Here is a 15173-nt window from a genome sequence, read left to right as displayed (position 1 = left end):
GGTGCGGGTTGCTAGAGGCTGCGCTTTGTTTAACCACGGTGATCCATGGCCGAACCTCCGCTGAAAGGCATCCGCGTTATCGAAATCGCCCGCATCCTGGCTGGTCCCTGGGCCGGGCAGTTGCTCGCCGATCTCGGCGCCGATGTCATCAAGGTCGAGAGCCCCGATGGCGGCGACGACACCCGCAAATGGGGTCCGCCCTTCGTCATGAGCCATGATGGTGAGAACCTTTCGGCCGCCTATTACCATTCCTGCAACCGCGGCAAGCGCTCCATTGCCATCGATTTCTCCAAGCCTGAGGGCGCCGAGACGCTGCGCAAGCTGGTCGCCACCGCCGACGTGCTGATCGAGAACTTCAAGCTTGGCGGCCTCAAGAAATACGGCCTCGACTATGAGAGCCTGAAGGCGATTAACCCGCGCCTCGTCTATTGCTCGATCACCGGCTTCGGCCAGGACGGTCCCTATGCGCCGCGCGCGGGCTATGATTTTATCATCCAGGCCATGGCCGGCATGATGTCGATCACCGGCGAGCCGGGCCGCGAGCCGCAGAAGGCCGGCGTCGCCATCTCCGATCTGTTCACCGGCCTCTATTCGGTGGTCGCCATCCAGGCGGCACTGCGCCATGCCGAAAAGACCGGCGAAGGCCAGCATATCGACATGGCGCTCTACGACAGCCAGATCTCGGCGCTCGGCAACCAGAACCTCAACTATCTCGTCTCCGGCAAGTCGCCGGTGCAGATGGGCAACGCGCATATGAACATTGCCCCTTACGAGGTGCTGCCGGTGAGGGACGGCCACATCATCCTGGCGGTCGGCAATGACGGCCAGTTCGGCAAGTTCTGCGCCGTAGTCGGCCTGACGGATCTGCCCGCCAATCCCAATTTTGCCACCAATCCCGCCCGCGTCGCCAATCGCGCTAAGCTCCGCGAACTGATTATCGCGACGCTGAGCACTTGGGATCGCGATCCGCTGCTGGCGAAGCTCGAGGCGGCCGGCGTCCCGGCAAGCCCGATCAACACCATCGGCCAGATGTTCGACGATCCGCAGACGATCGCGCGCGGCATGCGGCTCGACCTCGACGACGGCCATGGCAACCGCCTGCCCTCGGTGCGCGCGCCGATGGTGATGTCGGGCACGCCGCTCGTCTATGAGCGCCCCTCGCCGCGCCTAGGCGAGCACACTCAAGAAATCCTTGCCGAACTGGAGAGAGCAGCAAAATGAAAACCGGCGGACAACTGATCGTCGATGCGCTCGAAGCGAACGGCGCCGACCGCATCTTCTGCGTTCCGGGCGAATCCTATCTCGCAGTGCTCGACGCGCTGCATGACTCGTCGATCCGCACCATCGTCTGCCGCCAGGAAGGGGGTGCTGCGATGATGGCCGACTGCCAGGGAAGGCTGACCGGCAAGCCCGGCATCTGCTTCGTCACCCGCGGCCCCGGCGCCACCAACGCCTCGGCCGGCGTCCACATCGCCATGCAGGATTCGGTGCCGATGATCCTGTTCATCGGCCAGGTCGCCAGCCACGCCAAGGAGCGCGAGGCCTTCCAGGAAGTCGACTACAAGCGCTTCTTCGGCGACATCGCCAAATGGGTGGTCGAGATCGACGATGCCGCGCGCATCCCGGAATTCGTCACGCGCGCCTTCGCCGTGGCGACGTCCGGCCGTCCCGGCCCGGTGGTCATCTCGCTGCCGGAAGATATGCTGACCAGCGAGGTCGAGGCTCCGGAAGCGCTGCCGCACACGCCGGTCGAGACGCGCCCGGGCGAAGCCGAGCTCGACGCACTGGAGATGTTGCTGAGCAACGCCAAGCGGCCGTTCGTCATTCTCGGCGGCACGCGCTGGAACGAGGAAGCGGTGGCGCATATGCGCACGATCGCCGAGACATGGGCACTGCCGGTCGGCTGCTCCTTCCGCCGCCAGATGCTGTTCGATCATCTGCATGCGAATTACGCCGGCGATGTCGGCATCGGCATCAATCCCAAGGTGGCGGAGCGGATCAAGCAGGCCGACGTCGTGCTTTTGATCGGCGGCCGCCTGGGCGAGATGCCGTCTTCCGACTACACGCTGCTGAAAAGCCCGTACCCCGACCAGGCGCTGGCGCATGTCCACGCGGATGCCGGCGAACTCGGTCGCGTCTACCGGCCGACGCTGGCCATTAACGCTTCGCCTGCCGCCTTCGTCGAGGCTTTCGCCAAGCGCAGGCCCGCCGCCAAGACCGCTTGGGCGGGCGAGGCGGAAAAGGCCCACGCCGCCTATCTCGAATGGTCGACGCCGCCGCAGACCGGCCCCGGCGCCGTCCAGATGGGACCGATCATGGACTATCTCGGAAAGGTTCTGCCGGAGGATGCCATCCTCACCAATGGCGCCGGCAACTACGCCACCTGGGTGCATCGCTTCTACCGCAACCGCCGCTTCGGCACGCAAGCGGCCCCGACTTCCGGATCGATGGGCTACGGCACGCCGGCCGCGGTCGCCGCCAAGTCACTGTTCCCGGATCGCACGGTGGTCGCCTTTGCCGGCGACGGCTGTTTCCTGATGAACGGCCAGGAGTTCGCGACGGCTGTCCAGTATGACCTGCCGATCGTCGTTATCGTCGTCAACAACGGCATTTACGGCACGATCCGCATGCATCAGGAGCGCGAATATCCGAGCCGCGTCGTCGCCACCGACCTTAAAAACCCGGACTTCGCGGCGCTGGCCCGCGCCTATGGCGGCCATGGCGAGACGGTGGAAAAAACCGCCGACTTCGGGCCGGCCTTCGAACGCGCGCGCGCCTGCGGCAAGCCGGCGATCGTCGAGATCAGGCTGGATCCCGAAGCGATCACGCCGACCCGCACGCTGACGCAGATCCGCAACAAGGCCTGAGCGCCGACGAAGGCGTAGGCAGAGTTCCTTCGCGCCGACGTCCGAATTGTCGCGATCCTATCGGGCGCTACATCGCCTTCTCGATCTGGCCGCGGATCTCGCCGTCCTTGTTCTTGGCTGTGTGGACGTTGACGTAATATTTGCCGGCCTCCAGATCGGCTGCCTGCGCGTCCGTCAGCGTCGCCGATCCCTTGATCGGGCTCTTCAGCTTCTTGAACGGGATGACCGGGTCTGCGTTTGCGCCCCTATCCGCCGGCCCGTGTATGTGGGCGGCCACGGCTGGCCCGCTGAGGCCGGAATATTTGACGTTCCAGCTGAGCTTCTTGCTTGTGGTGTCGAAGGTGAGTGTGGCGGTTCCCTTGCCCTTGGTGGTGACGGGCGGGCTCTGCTGGCTGCCGTCGAGCGTCGCCTTGTACTTCACCATCTCGGCCATGGCCGGCGATGCGAGAAGGAAGGCGGTCGAAACGGCCAAGGCCGAAAGCATCGGCACGGATAGGATGCGCATGAAGAACCTCCGTTGATTGCAGCATCCTCCGCGGCTCCCCGGCGCGCGGATGCGCCAATTAACGGCCGAGCGGCTGAATGTATCCCGGCACGCAGTTATTTTTTTACCGCAAGCAACGAAAAAGGGGCGGTCGCCCGCCCCTTCCATCCTCCGCATTGAGAGCGGAGCTTACTTGATCGCCTTGTCGGTGATCGCAGTGGTGTAAGCGCCGCTCGCCTCCTTGCTGATGATCTTCTGATCGAGCAGCGCCTTGGCGGTGCGCTCGTAAGCGGCCGGGATCAGCTTGCCGTCGGCATTGTCGACCAGCTTAGCCACTTCCTTCATCATGAACTTCTGGTGGTTCTCGTCCTGGCCGCCGGCGTCGACGACGATCTCGGCCGCCTCGTCGGTGTTTTCCGTGGCGTATTTCCAGCCCTTCATCGAGGCGCGCACGAAGCGCACCATCTTGTCCTCGAAGGCCGGGTCCTTGAGCTTGTCCTCGAGCGTGTAGAGCCCGTCCTCTAGAAGGTCGTTGCCCATGGCGGAGTAGTTGAACACGACCAGGTCTTCCGGCTTGTAGCCGGCGTCCAGCACCTGGCCGTATTCGTTATAGGTCATCACCGAGATGCAGTCGGCCTGCTTCTGGATCAGTGGCTGCACGTCAAAACTCTGCTTGAGCACGGTCACGCCGTCCGGGCCGCCATCGGTCTTGAGGCCGATCTTGTTCATCCAGGCGTAGAACGGATATTCGTTGCCAAAGAACCAGACGCCGAGCGTGTGGCCTTTGAAGTCGGCTTCCGTCTTGATCGGACCGTTCTTGGGGCAGACCAGCTCCATGCCGGCCTTCTTGAACGGCTGGGCGATGTTGACCAGCATCACGCCCTTGTCGCGGGCCGCCAGCGCGCCGCCCATCCAGTCGACGATGACGTCGGCGCCGCCGCCGGCGATCACCTGCTCGGGCGCGATGTCCGGGCCGCCCGGCTTGATGTCGACGTCGAGACCTTCGGCGTCATAGAAACCCTTGGCCTTGGCGACATAATAGCCGGCGAACTGGGCCTGCGTGACCCATTTCAGTTGCAGTGTCACCTTGTCGGCGGCCATGGCCTGGAAGGCGGCCAGCGACATGGCGCCGGCTAGAGCAGAAATCAGCAGTCTTTTCATCTTATTACCCTCTGAAGTTAGCACCCAAACCCACCGCCCCTATCCACCACGGACAGAGGGATGCCAAAATGTGACGGCTCTCTCGACGAGAGCGACCACGCCATAAAAGACCGAACCCGCAAGTGCTGCAACTGCGATTTCGGCCCACACCATGTCGATGTTCATCCGCCCGACTTCCGTCGAGATGCGAAATCCCATGCCGACCACAGGCGTTCCGAAGAACTCGGCGACGATGGCGCCGATCAGCGCCAGCGTCGAGTTGATCTTCAGCGCATTGAAGATGAAGGGCATTGCCGCCGGCAGCCTGAGCTTGAGCAGCGTCGGCCAGTAGCCCGATGCATAAGTGCGCATCAGGTCGCGCTCCATATGTCCGGACGCGGCAAGCCCCGCCACCGTGTTCACCAGCATCGGGAAGAAGGTCATGATGATGACCACCGCGGCCTTGGATGGCCAGTCGAAGCCGAACCACATGACCATGATCGGCGCGACACCGATGATCGGCAGCGCCGAAACCATATTGCCGATCGGCAGCAGCCCGCGCCGCAGGAACGGCACGCGGTCGGCGAGGATAGCGACAGTAAAGCCGGCGAGATTGCCGACGACATAGCCGATCAGCACCGCCTTGAAGATCGTCTGCCGCACGTCCGACCCCAGGATCGGCAGCGAGTTAGCGATGCGCGCGCCGATGGCGCTCGGCGGCGGCAAAAGAATGAAGGGGATGCCGGCGCCGCGCGTCACCGCCTCCCAGATGATCAGGATCCAGGCGCCGAAGATCGCCGGGATGATCAGGCGCAGCGCGTTCCTTGCGACGCTCCCGCTCGGACGCAACGAGGAGAGCAAGGCAACGCAGTGCCAGGCAAGCAGCCAGGCAGCGGCAAGCAGCAGGAAATATGGCGCCAGCGCCGTGCTCTCGAAACCGGCGATGCCCTTGACCAAGAGCCAGGCTGCGGCATGAGCGCCGACGAAGAGCACGATGGCCTCGACGACCGGCGTCAGCCTTAAGGTCGAGACCAGCGCCGCAATGAGCAGCAGCCCGATGAACAGCCCCTTGGCGCCCATATAGGGATAGGCCAGCGTTGCGGCCGGCTCCGCCAGCGCGGCTGCCTCCGGCTTCGTCATTGCGCCAAGCGCAAAGGCGATGAGACAAAGCAGGATTGCCAGCACCGCTTGCCATGATGGCTTCAGCCAATTCATGCCGGCCTCCCGCCCATGGCGCGGTCGACCAGGCGTCCGGCGATGCCCACGACCATCACCAGCAGCGCCGCGACGACGGACCCCGCGACAAGCGCCGACCAGATATCGATCGTCTGGCTGTAATAGGCGCCCGCAAGCAGCTTCGCGCCGATGCCGGCGACCGCACCCGTCGGCAATTCGCCGACGATGGCGCCGACGAGGCTTGCCGCCACCGCCACTTTCATCGAGGTGAACAGGAATGGCACCGAGGCCGGTACCCGCAGCTTCCAGAAGGTTTGCGAAGCGCTGGCATTATAAGTGTGCATCAGGTCGAGATGCATGAGCTCGGGCGAGCGCAGGCCCTTCACCATGCCGACGGCGACCGGGAAGAACGACAGATAGGTCGAGATCAGCGCCTTGGGGATCAGGCCGGTGATGCCGATCGCCGCCAGCACGACGATGATCATCGGCGCCACCGCCAGGATCGGAATGGTCTGCGAGGCGATGATCCACGGCATCAGGCTGCGGTCGAGCGTCGCCACATGTACGATGCCCACCGCAATGACGATGCCGAGCGCGGTGCCGAAGGCGAAGCCGAGCAGCGTCGAGGACAATGTCACCCAGGCATTATAGACCAGGCTGCGGTTCGACGTGACGGACCGCAGGAAGGTGTTTTGGAAGAAATTCACCGCCACCTGATGCGGCGCCGGTAGCGTCGGCTTCGGCTGCGACAGCGTTTTGCCGATGAACTCGACCGCCCCGGGCGTTTCGTTGGCCCTGGCGTCGAGATCGCGCTGGAACGGCGCGTTGAGGATGACGGCGAATAGGTACCAGAGCACGACCACGCCGGCGAGAATGGCGGTGACAGGGAAGATCTTGGAGCGGAAGGAGTCCATCTAGCGCCGCCCTTCTCCTCTCCCCCACGGGGAGAGGGTGGCCGGAGCAAAGCGGAGGCCGGGCACGTTCGACTGGAGTGCTGCGGCGGCACTGGTATTTTTCGTCATCCTAGGGCGGAGCAAGGAGCGAAGCGACGCAGCGCAGACCCTAGGATCCATTCCGTTACTTCTGAGCTCCGCGATGTTCCAGAATAAAGCTCCCTGCGCCCTGCGGTGTTTAGCGGGCATTCTCCACCGCTTTGACCCTTCGGCCGAGGTCACGGCATGGATCCTAGGGTCTGCGCTCCGCTTCGCGTCGCTCCGCCCTACGATGACGAACGCGCGAGTGGCCGTCCCCTCACCTGGCGTCCGCTTCGCTCCGGCCACCCTCTCCCCGGTGGGGAGAGGAGAAAACTCCTCCCCCTCAATCATCATAGCTATGCCCTGCCCTCAAGCCATCCCGCACCCGCGCGGCGATCGCCAAAAACTCCGGCGTCTCGCGGATGTCGAGCGGCCGCTCCCTCGGCAGCGTCGATTCAATGATGTCGGTGACACGGCCGGGCCGCGGTGACATCACCACGATGCGCGTCGACAGATACACCGCCTCGGGGATCGAATGGGTGACGAAGCAGATCGTCTTGTTGGTCCGCGCCCAGAGGTCGAGAAGCTGCTCGTTCAGATGGTCGCGCACGATCTCGTCCAGCGCGCCGAACGGTTCGTCCATCAAGAGCAGATCCGCATCGAAGGCGAGAGCGCGCGCGATCGAGGCGCGCTGCTGCATGCCGCCGGAAAGCTGCCAGGGATATTTCTTTTCGAAGCCGGAAAGATTGACCAACTCCATCGTGCGCTTGATGCGCTCCGCCTGCTCGGCCTGGCTGAGGCCCATGACCTCCAGCGGCAAAGCCACATTGCGCTCGATCGTGCGCCACGGAAACAAGGCGGCAGCCTGGAAGACGTAGCCATAGGCGCGTTTTTCGCGCGCCTGCTCCGGCGTCATCCCGTTGACGGAGATCGTCCCGGAGGTCGCCTTCTCCAGATCGGCGATGACGCGCAGCAAGGTCGTCTTGCCGCAGCCGGACGGGCCGATGAAGGAGACGAATTCGCCCTTGCCGATGGTCAGATCGACATTGGACAGCGCCTGCACCGGACCGTCATTGGTCTGGAAGGTGAGGCCGAGCTTGCTTGCCGAAACGACGGCTGGCTGCTGTTCGGTCATTGGCTGCAGCCTGCCTTTCGCAGCCGCTGCCGCGCTGTCCGCAATCCGGTTGATTTTATGATAGCGTTGCTTTCCACTCGTCCTGTCCCACCCGATCGACGCCGCCCGGAGCCTTGCCGATGTCGCCTAAACCCACCTGTCGTCTCGTTCGCCCCGAAAGCACCTATCAGGGCAAGCAGGGGCTGAGCTATTTCGCCGGTATCGCCGCCGAAACCGTCGGCTCCTCCGGCATCTGCATGCATCTTCTCACCATGCCGCCCGGCGCGCGCGCCAAGGCGCATATGCATGAAAGCCACGAGACGGCGATCTACGTGCTCTCCGGCGAAGTCCACACCTGGTACGGCGACCGGCTCGAGCACCACATCGTCGTCAAGGCGGGCGACCTCTTCTACATTCCGGCGGGCGTGCCGCATCTGCCCGCCAATCTGAGCGACGCCCCGTCTTCGGCGGTGATCGCCCGCACCGATCCCAACGAGCAGGAAAGCGTCGTCCTGCTGCCGGAGCTGGATGGCCTCGTCGCTTAGGGCATTTTGCAGCCAAGCGGCATCGCTTGGCGTCGCATAAATGCGGCCGGAACGAATACGTCTCACAGGAACGGACGGGATCGCCGTCATTTGCATCGCGCGACTTCGCCCATCACATTGCCGTCCTCGTCGGCCACCACCAGCTTCTTCGCATTCTTCGCGCTGCGCTTGATGGTGAACTTGGCCGGCGCCTGCCCCTCTTCGCCCTCCGCCTCGCACTTTGCCGTCACCACCAGCGATCCGTCGGCCTGCGCTTGGCGGTCGCTGAAAGTGCAGGCGCTGGCCGCCGTGATCAGTTCCTTGTCGGTCAGAAGCAGCATCTTGTCGGCAGCGACCTGCTGGCCGTTCCTGTTGATGCAGCCATATTTGTCGCCGTAAGGCTTGCTGAGGTCGATGCCGGCGGCATGAGCCTGGCCGGCGGCCAGCATCGCGGCCGCCGCGATCGCAAGATGAAGAGCCCGCATGGTCAGACCCCGGTGGCCGGAATGCCGGTTCGCTCCACCTTGCGCGGCGCGGAAATCTCCTTCCAGGTCGACAGCGCCCGGTTGACCGCGGCGTTCGGCTCGCGGGCGACGAACTCGCCATGGCCGACCTTGGCCTTCACGTCCGCTTCCTCGATCGAGAGTTCGCCGCGCGAGAAGACGAAGCGCGGCAGGCCGGTCACCTCGAACCCTTCGAAGACGTTGTAGTCGATCACCGACTGCTGGTTCTTGGCCGAGATCGTCTTGTTGCGCTTCGGGTCCCATACGACGATGTCGGCGTCGGCGCCTTCGACGATCGCGCCCTTCTTCGGGTACATGTTGAGGATCTTGGCGATGTTGGTCGAGGTTACCGCGACGAACTCGTTCATCGTCAGCCGCCCGGTGTTGACGCCTCGCGTCCACAAAACCGGCAAACGGTCTTCGAGCCCCCCGGTGCCGTTCGGGATCTTGGTGAAATCGCCGATGCCGTTGCGCTTTTGGCTGGTGGTGAAGGAGCAATGGTCGGTCGCCACTACCTGCAGCGAGCCGGCCTGCAGGCCGGCCCACAGCGAATCCTGGTGCCACTTGCTGCGGAAGGGCGGGCTCATCACGCGGCGCGCCGCATGGTCCCAGTCCTTGTTAAAATATTCGCTCTCGTCAAGCGTCAGGTGCTGGATCAGCGGCTCGCCATAAACGCGCATGCCCTTCTGGCGCGCGCGGCGGATCGCTTCATGGCTCTGCTCGCAGGAGACATGCACGACGTAGAGCGGCACGCCCGCCATGTCGGCGATCATGATGGCGCGGTTTGTCGCCTCGCCTTCCACTTCCGGCGGGCGCGAATAGGCATGGCCTTCGGGGCCGTTGTTGCCGGCGGCTAGAAGCTTTTGCGAAAGCGCCGCAACCACGTCGCCATTCTCGGCATGGACCAGCGGCAGCGCGCCGAGACCGGCGCAACGCTGGAACGACGAATACATCTCGTCGTCGTCCACCATCAGCGCGCCCTTATAGGCCATGAAATGCTTGAACGAGGTGATGCCCCGGTCGACGACTTGAGCCATCTCGTCGAACACCTGCTTGCCCCACCAGGTGATCGCCATGTGGAAGGAATAATCGCAGGAAGCTTTCGAGGTCTTGTTGTCCCACATCTGCAGCGCTTCCAGCAGCGATTGCTGCGGCGCCGGCAGGCAGAAATCGACTACCATGGTCGTGCCGCCGGAAAGGGCGGCGCGCGTGCCGGATTCGAAATCGTCGGCCGAATAAGTGCCCATGAAGGGCATTTCGAGATGGGTGTGCGGATCGATGCCGCCCGGCATGACGTAGCAGCCCGTGGCGTCGAACTCATGGTCGCCGTGCAGGTTGGAGCCGATGGCGACGATCTTGCCATGCTGCATAAGCACGTCGGCCTTCCACGTGCGATCGGCGGTGACGACGGTGCCATTCCGGATGACTTTGGTCATATCTGTTCCCCTGTTCATTCGCGCTTCTTTGCGAGCGGCGTTGCGAGGTGATTGATCTAGTCGGTCATTCGACGATCCCCGCCGTCTCCACCACCGCGTGGAACAGCACGTCGGCGCCCGCCGCCGCCCATTCCTTGGTGATCTCCTCGGCCTCGTTGTGGCTGAGGCCGCCGACGCAGGGGCACATGACCATGGTCGCCGGCGCCACCTTGGCCGCCCAGCAGGCGTCGTGGCCGGCGCCGGAGATGATATTCATATGGCTGTAACCGAGCTTTTCGGCGGCTGTGCGCACGCGGCCGACCAGCGTCGGATCGAAGGTAACCGGGTCGAAATGGCCGACCGCCTCGACCGAGCATTTCACGCCGAGCGCCTCGCAGATCTTCGGTGCTTCCTTTTCGATGCGGGCGCGCATGCCGTCGAGCTTGGCCTGGTCCGGCGAGCGGATGTCGACGGTGAAGATCACCGTACCCGGCAGGACGTTCCGGGAATTGGGCGAGAACTTCACCTGGCCCACCCCGCCAACGGCATCCGGCTGGTTTTCCATCGCGACCGTCTGCACCATCTCCAGGATGCGCGCCATGGCAAGGCCTGCATTGACGCGCATGTTCATCGGCGTCGAGCCGGTATGCGCTTCCCTGCCGGTCAGCGTGAACTCCAGCCACCACAGGCCCTGGCAGTGGGTCACGACACCGATTTGCTTGTTCTCGGCTTCGAGGATCGGCCCCTGCTCGATATGATATTCGAAATAGGCGTGCATCTTGCGCGCCCCGACCGTCTCGTCGCCCACCCAGCCGATCCGCTTCAGCTCGTCGCCGAAGGTCAGGCCGTCGAGATCCTTGCGGGCATAGGCATATTCCTGGGTGTGCACGCCGGCGAACACGCCCGAGGCGAGCATCGCCGGCGCGAAACGAGCGCCCTCCTCGTTCGTCCAGTTGGTGACGACGATCGGGTGCCTGGTCTTGATGCCGAGATCGTTGAGCGAGCGCACCACCTCCAGGCCGGAAAGTACGCCGAGCACGCCGTCATATTTACCGCCGGTCGGCTGGGTGTCGAGATGGGAGCCGACATAGACCGGCAGCGCGTCCGGATCGGTGCCGGCCCGCGTCATGAACATGGTGCCCATCTGGTCCACGCCCATGGTGAGCCCGGCCTCATCGCACCAGGACTTGAACAGCTCGCGGCCTTGCTTGTCGGAATCGGTCAGTGTTTGGCGATTGTTGCCGCCGGCAATGCCGGGGCCGATCTTCGCCATCTCCATGATGGAATCCCACAAGCGGTCTGAATTCACTCGCAGGTTTTCGCCGGGTGCGGCCATTTGCGGTTCCCATTTTCACCAGGGGTCTTGTCGCCCCTTGAGTGGTTTGCATCCTGACCGTATGGTCAGCTTTCAGACTACACAAGCTGACCAAGCGGTCAACGAGAATCTTGGGGGAGACATGACCGAACCCACCCGTCCCATGCGACGCCAGGATATAAGGCGGGAGAACGAAAAAGCCATCCTGCTCGCCGCCGAAAAGGTGTTTGCGGAAGCCGGGTTCGGCGGCGCCACGATGCAGCTGATCGCCGATCTGGCGGGGCTGCCGAAGGCAAATCTCCACTATTATTTCGCCACCAAGGAAGAGCTCTACCGGTCCGTCGTTCAAAACATTTTCGAGATCTGGCTGCAGGCGGCCAATTGCTTCGACGCGGCGCGCGGCCCGGTGGACGGCATCAGCGCCTACATCGACGCCAAGATGGAAATATCGCGTCGCCACCCAGACGGCTCGAAGGTCTGGGCCTCGGAAGTGATGCACGGCGCGCCGGTGCTTCAGGACTATATGGAATCGACGCTGCGCGAATGGACCGACGGCCGCGTCGAGATCATCAGGCGCTGGATCGAGGAGGGCAAGATGGACCCGGTGGACCCGCGTCATCTGCTTTACATGCTCTGGGCCACGACCCAGCATTACGCCGATTTCGGCCACCAGATCGAGACGCTGAACGGCGGCAAGTCGCTCTCCGACCGGCAATGGCGGGAAGCCAAGGAAAACATCAAGCGGGTGATCCTGACCGGCATCGGCGCGCAGCCCGCCTGATTGACTGCCATCGCAACAAACGATCGGTCGGTGCGACCCGCCGACCTGCCTGCGTGCTTCGCAGGCTCGTGCTATTCCTTCAATTCATCGAGGAACATTTGCGCCAGCCGCGGCTCCCCTGGCCGATTAGGCCCGCGTTCCGTCCTCAGTTCAGCCAGTCGTTGCATGGGCGCAAACAGGTCGACAAAACCCATTTCTTCCCGACCGCGACAAGCTCGTCGCCTATCGCGGCGAGCCGCTTTGCACTTTCCGGCAAATACCGGCTTTCAAGAGAGGCGGGAAGCGTTCCTTCGTTCTGGCCGAACAGTCCCCATCTGCCATCCGCGCAGTCGCGAAGCGCAACCAGCAAGGCAGCGGAATAGGCAGCCTCGAGAGACTGCCTTTCCTTTTCCAAAGCCGCTTCGCGCTTGGCAGAGACCATTCCCGGAGCTTCCTAGTCGATCGACCTCAGCACCTCACGCACATGGTCGATCAGCTCGTTGATCTGGCCCTTGCTGATGATCAGCGGCGGCGACAGCGCGATGATGTCGCCGGTGGTGCGGATCAGCGCGCCGCGTTCGAACGCCTTGACGAAGGCCGAGAACGCCCGCTTGGTCGGGCTGCCGGCGATCGGCGCCAGCTCGATCGCGCCGATCAGACCGATGTTGCGGATGTCGATGACATGCGGTTCGCCCTTCAGCGAATGCAGCGCGTCTTCCCAGTAAGGCGCCAGCTCCTCGCCGCGCGTCAAAAGGCCCTCTTGCTTGTAGGTGTCCAGCGTGCCGAGCGCCGCGGCGCAGGCGATCGGGTTGCCCGAATAAGTGTAGCCGTGGAAAAACTCGATCATGTGCTCCGGGCCGGTCATGAAGGCGTCGTGGATCTCCTTCTTGACGAACACCGCGCCCATCGGGATGACGCCGTTGGAGACGCCCTTGGCGGTGGTCATGATGTCCGGGGTGACGCCGAAATAGTCCGCAGCGAACGGCGCGCCGAGGCGGCCGAAGCCGGTGATCACTTCATCGAAAATCAACAATATGCCGTGCTTCGTGCAGATTTCTCGAAGTTTCTGCAGATAGCCCTTCGGCGGCAGGATGACGCCGGTGGAGCCGGCGACCGGCTCGACGATGACGGCCGCGATGGTCGAAGCATCGTGCAGCGCAATCAGCCGCTCGAGATCGTTCGCCAGTTCCGCGCCATGTTCCGGAACGCCCTTCGAGAAGGCGTTCTTCTCCGGCAGATGCGTATGCGGCAGATGGTCGACGCCGCCGAGCAGCGTGCCGAACATCTTGCGGTTGGAGACGATGCCGCCGACCGAGATGCCGCCGAAATTCACGCCGTGATAGCCGCGTTCGCGGCCGATCAGGCGGGTGCGCGAGCCCTCGCCGCGAACGCGGTGATAGGCGATCGCCATCTTGAGTGCGGTATCCACCGATTCCGATCCGGAATTGGTGAAGAAGACATGGTCCATGCCCTTGGGCGCGATATCGACCAGCCGGTTCGCCAGCTCGAACACGATCGGATGGCCCATCTGGAAAGCCGGCGCGTAGTCGAGCTCGGCAGCCTGGTTCTGGATGGCCTCGGTGATCTTCGGCCGGCAGTGGCCGGCGTTCACACACCACAGGCCCGCAGTGCCGTCGAGCACCTTGCGGCCGTCGCTGGTGGTGTAATGCATGTCCTTGGCGGACACGAACATGCGCGGCGCCTGCTTGAACTGGCGGTTTGCCGTGAACGGCATCCAGAATGCGCTGAGATCGTTCGGCGTGACTTTCAGCCGGTTGGACATGACCAAGACTTCCCCTTGTAAGCGTGTTTCGGTGCGGCCAACGCTTGGTCTTCGCTGCGTTTTCGTGCTACGCAAATTTTTGACCGGTTGGACAAACGTTAGCACCGCCTGTCGGCGGACAAGGGATTACTAGCGGAAATGCGGCATAAAAAGCGCGCTCCACAGCCCAAGGAAAAACTGGTCCAGACAATTGGTCCAGCGAGCTCGCGCGAAGACGGATGACGGCGGCGATGGAAGGCTCCGCTCCCCGCCGCACCCGCATCCAGCAGGAAAAGCGCGAGCTGATCCTCGAAGCCGCGCTCGAAGTCTTCTCCGCCAACGGGTTTCGCGGCTCGACCATCGATCAGATCGCCGAGGCCGCCGGCATGTCGAAGCCCAACCTTCTCTATTACTTCCGCCGCAAGGAGGACATTCACGAGACGTTGATGCAGCGCCTGCTCGACACCTGGCTGGCGCCATTGCGCGAGCTTGACGACATCGGCGATCCGCTGACGGAGCTCAGAAGCTACATCCGCAGGAAGCTTGAGATGGCGCGCGACTTTCCGCGCGAAAGCCGGCTGTTCGCCAACGAGATCCTGCAGGGCGCGCCGCGCATCAAGCCGATGCTGGAGGGCGAGTTGAAGACCCTGGTCGACGAGAAGGCCGCCGTCATCAAGGGCTGGATGCGCGCCGGCAAGATCGCCCGCACCGACCCCTGGCACCTCATCTTCTCGATCTGGGCGACGACGCAGCACTATGCCGATTTCGACGTCCAGGTGCGCGCCGTGCTCGGCGCCGACCGCGGCGGCGACGGCCGCTTCGAGGACGCGGCCCGGGTCCTGGAGCAGTTGTTCCTGGATGGGCTGAAACCGAAGGGCTAGCGCCGACAGGTGGACCCGTATGTGGGGCCAACTTTTGCTGACCTTGGAGATTGGCCGAGGCGCCCATCACTTCGTCATCCACGGGCGGAGCAAGGAGCGAAGCGACGCGGCGCAGACCCGAGGATCCATTCCGTGACCTCGGAGCGTCCAGAATTCTGCTCCGCTGCACCCTTCGATTAAGGTAACGGAATGGCAACTGTGTTCATGCGAATGCGGTTTTGTCGCGCATGATGGCGTTGAGGACGACGAGGAGCTTCC

Annotated in this window: 14 protein-coding genes; 5 read left to right on the top strand and 9 right to left on the bottom strand. The window is 63.5% G+C overall.

From position 1 onward, the window contains the following. Positions 1–45 precede the first annotated feature (45 nt). The gene (locus tag LB528_RS06800; protein WP_224714293.1) at positions 46–1221 is read left to right on the top strand and encodes a CaiB/BaiF CoA transferase family protein; all 1176 of its coding nucleotides are present in this window, start codon (positions 46–48) and stop codon (positions 1219–1221) included. Continuing rightward, positions 1218–2867, top strand: coding sequence for a thiamine pyrophosphate-binding protein (locus LB528_RS06795; protein WP_224714292.1), 1650 nt, complete (start codon positions 1218–1220; stop codon positions 2865–2867). Before LB528_RS06800 ends, LB528_RS06795 begins: the two co-directional genes overlap by 4 nt. 67 nt (positions 2868–2934) lie before the next feature. Here LB528_RS06795 and LB528_RS06790 read toward each other — a convergent pair whose 3' ends face one another. The 5 genes from LB528_RS06790 to LB528_RS06770 all read right to left on the bottom strand — a co-directional run bounded on the left by LB528_RS06790 (position 2935) and on the right by LB528_RS06770 (position 7776). Next, positions 2935–3372 carry a CHRD domain-containing protein gene (locus LB528_RS06790; protein ID WP_224516404.1) on the bottom strand — a complete coding sequence of 146 codons (438 nt, stop codon included), beginning with the start codon at positions 3370–3372 and terminating at the stop codon, positions 2935–2937. A 168-nt stretch (positions 3373–3540) separates the two neighbouring features. Then, complete coding sequence (locus LB528_RS06785; RefSeq protein ID WP_095768959.1) at positions 3541–4512, bottom strand: ABC transporter substrate-binding protein; 972 nt, start codon at positions 4510–4512, stop codon at positions 3541–3543. A gap of 39 nt (positions 4513–4551) precedes the next feature. Next, positions 4552–5706, bottom strand: coding sequence for an ABC transporter permease (locus LB528_RS06780; protein ID WP_224714291.1), 1155 nt, complete (start codon positions 5704–5706; stop codon positions 4552–4554). Beyond that, positions 5703–6581: an ABC transporter permease gene (locus tag LB528_RS06775; RefSeq protein ID WP_224714290.1), complete on the bottom strand. Its 879-nt coding sequence runs from the start codon at positions 6579–6581 to the stop codon at positions 5703–5705. The genes LB528_RS06780 and LB528_RS06775 overlap by 4 nt, the downstream gene beginning before the upstream one ends. Positions 6582–6984: 403 nt before the next feature. Further along, positions 6985–7776 (bottom strand): ABC transporter ATP-binding protein, encoded by a 792-nt coding sequence (locus LB528_RS06770; RefSeq protein ID WP_224714289.1) that lies wholly within the window; start codon positions 7774–7776, stop codon positions 6985–6987. A gap of 119 nt (positions 7777–7895) precedes the next feature. Here LB528_RS06770 and LB528_RS06765 point away from each other — a divergent pair, with 119 nt between their 5' ends. Beyond that, on the top strand, positions 7896–8300 hold the full coding sequence (locus tag LB528_RS06765; RefSeq protein WP_411962116.1) for a cupin domain-containing protein: 405 nt from the start codon (positions 7896–7898) through the stop codon (positions 8298–8300). Between the two features lie 86 nt (positions 8301–8386). Here LB528_RS06765 and LB528_RS06760 read toward each other — a convergent pair whose 3' ends face one another. From LB528_RS06760 to LB528_RS06750, 3 genes are all read right to left on the bottom strand, one after another. Next, a complete protein-coding gene (locus LB528_RS06760) occupies positions 8387–8764 on the bottom strand; it encodes a hypothetical protein (RefSeq protein WP_224714288.1) in 378 nt (125 codons plus the stop codon). Between the two features lie 2 nt (positions 8765–8766). Continuing rightward, positions 8767–10218 (bottom strand): dihydropyrimidinase, encoded by a 1452-nt coding sequence (hydA, locus tag LB528_RS06755; protein ID WP_224714287.1) that lies wholly within the window; start codon positions 10216–10218, stop codon positions 8767–8769. Between the two features lie 64 nt (positions 10219–10282). Beyond that, entirely contained in the window at positions 10283–11533 is a 1251-nt protein-coding gene (locus tag LB528_RS06750; RefSeq protein WP_224714286.1) for a Zn-dependent hydrolase, read from the bottom strand. A 121-nt stretch (positions 11534–11654) separates the two neighbouring features. Here LB528_RS06750 and LB528_RS06745 point away from each other — a divergent pair, with 121 nt between their 5' ends. Beyond that, positions 11655–12293, top strand: a complete 639-nt coding sequence (locus LB528_RS06745; RefSeq protein WP_040995887.1) for a TetR/AcrR family transcriptional regulator — start codon at positions 11655–11657, stop codon at positions 12291–12293. A gap of 433 nt (positions 12294–12726) precedes the next feature. On the opposite strand, the gene LB528_RS06740 is transcribed toward LB528_RS06745, so the two are convergent. Beyond that, positions 12727–14055 (bottom strand): aspartate aminotransferase family protein, encoded by a 1329-nt coding sequence (locus LB528_RS06740; RefSeq protein WP_224714285.1) that lies wholly within the window; start codon positions 14053–14055, stop codon positions 12727–12729. Positions 14056–14285: 230 nt separating this feature from the next. Here LB528_RS06740 and LB528_RS06735 point away from each other — a divergent pair, with 230 nt between their 5' ends. Then, the gene (locus LB528_RS06735; protein ID WP_224714416.1) at positions 14286–14915 is read left to right on the top strand and encodes a TetR family transcriptional regulator C-terminal domain-containing protein; all 630 of its coding nucleotides are present in this window, start codon (positions 14286–14288) and stop codon (positions 14913–14915) included. Positions 14916–15173 lie beyond the last annotated feature (258 nt).

The sequence above is a fragment of the Mesorhizobium sp. CA4 genome (assembly GCF_020165075.1).
Classification (GTDB): Bacteria; Pseudomonadota; Alphaproteobacteria; order Rhizobiales; family Rhizobiaceae; genus Mesorhizobium.
Note: the sequence above shows the minus strand (reverse complement) of the source record. Positions and strands in the feature narration are given on the sequence as shown.

Excerpts from the sequence above, each read along its gene's own strand:
- LB528_RS06800 (WP_224714293.1), top strand. The coding sequence starts at position 46 with ATGGCCGAACCTCCGCTGAAAGGCATCCGCGTTATCGAAATCGCCCGC.
- LB528_RS06795 (WP_224714292.1), top strand. The coding sequence starts at position 1,218 with ATGAAAACCGGCGGACAACTGATCGTCGATGCGCTCGAAGCGAACGGC.
- LB528_RS06790 (WP_224516404.1), bottom strand. The coding sequence starts at position 3,372 with ATGCGCATCCTATCCGTGCCGATGCTTTCGGCCTTGGCCGTTTCGACC.
- LB528_RS06785 (WP_095768959.1), bottom strand. The coding sequence starts at position 4,512 with ATGAAAAGACTGCTGATTTCTGCTCTAGCCGGCGCCATGTCGCTGGCC.
- LB528_RS06780 (WP_224714291.1), bottom strand. The coding sequence starts at position 5,706 with ATGAATTGGCTGAAGCCATCATGGCAAGCGGTGCTGGCAATCCTGCTT.
- LB528_RS06775 (WP_224714290.1), bottom strand. The coding sequence starts at position 6,581 with ATGGACTCCTTCCGCTCCAAGATCTTCCCTGTCACCGCCATTCTCGCC.
- LB528_RS06770 (WP_224714289.1), bottom strand. The coding sequence starts at position 7,776 with ATGACCGAACAGCAGCCAGCCGTCGTTTCGGCAAGCAAGCTCGGCCTC.
- LB528_RS06765 (WP_411962116.1), top strand. The coding sequence starts at position 7,896 with ATGTCGCCTAAACCCACCTGTCGTCTCGTTCGCCCCGAAAGCACCTAT.
- LB528_RS06760 (WP_224714288.1), bottom strand. The coding sequence starts at position 8,764 with ATGCGGGCTCTTCATCTTGCGATCGCGGCGGCCGCGATGCTGGCCGCC.
- hydA (WP_224714287.1), bottom strand. The coding sequence starts at position 10,218 with ATGACCAAAGTCATCCGGAATGGCACCGTCGTCACCGCCGATCGCACG.
- LB528_RS06750 (WP_224714286.1), bottom strand. The coding sequence starts at position 11,533 with ATGGCCGCACCCGGCGAAAACCTGCGAGTGAATTCAGACCGCTTGTGG.
- LB528_RS06745 (WP_040995887.1), top strand. The coding sequence starts at position 11,655 with ATGACCGAACCCACCCGTCCCATGCGACGCCAGGATATAAGGCGGGAG.
- LB528_RS06740 (WP_224714285.1), bottom strand. The coding sequence starts at position 14,055 with ATGTCCAACCGGCTGAAAGTCACGCCGAACGATCTCAGCGCATTCTGG.
- LB528_RS06735 (WP_224714416.1), top strand. The coding sequence starts at position 14,286 with ATGGAAGGCTCCGCTCCCCGCCGCACCCGCATCCAGCAGGAAAAGCGC.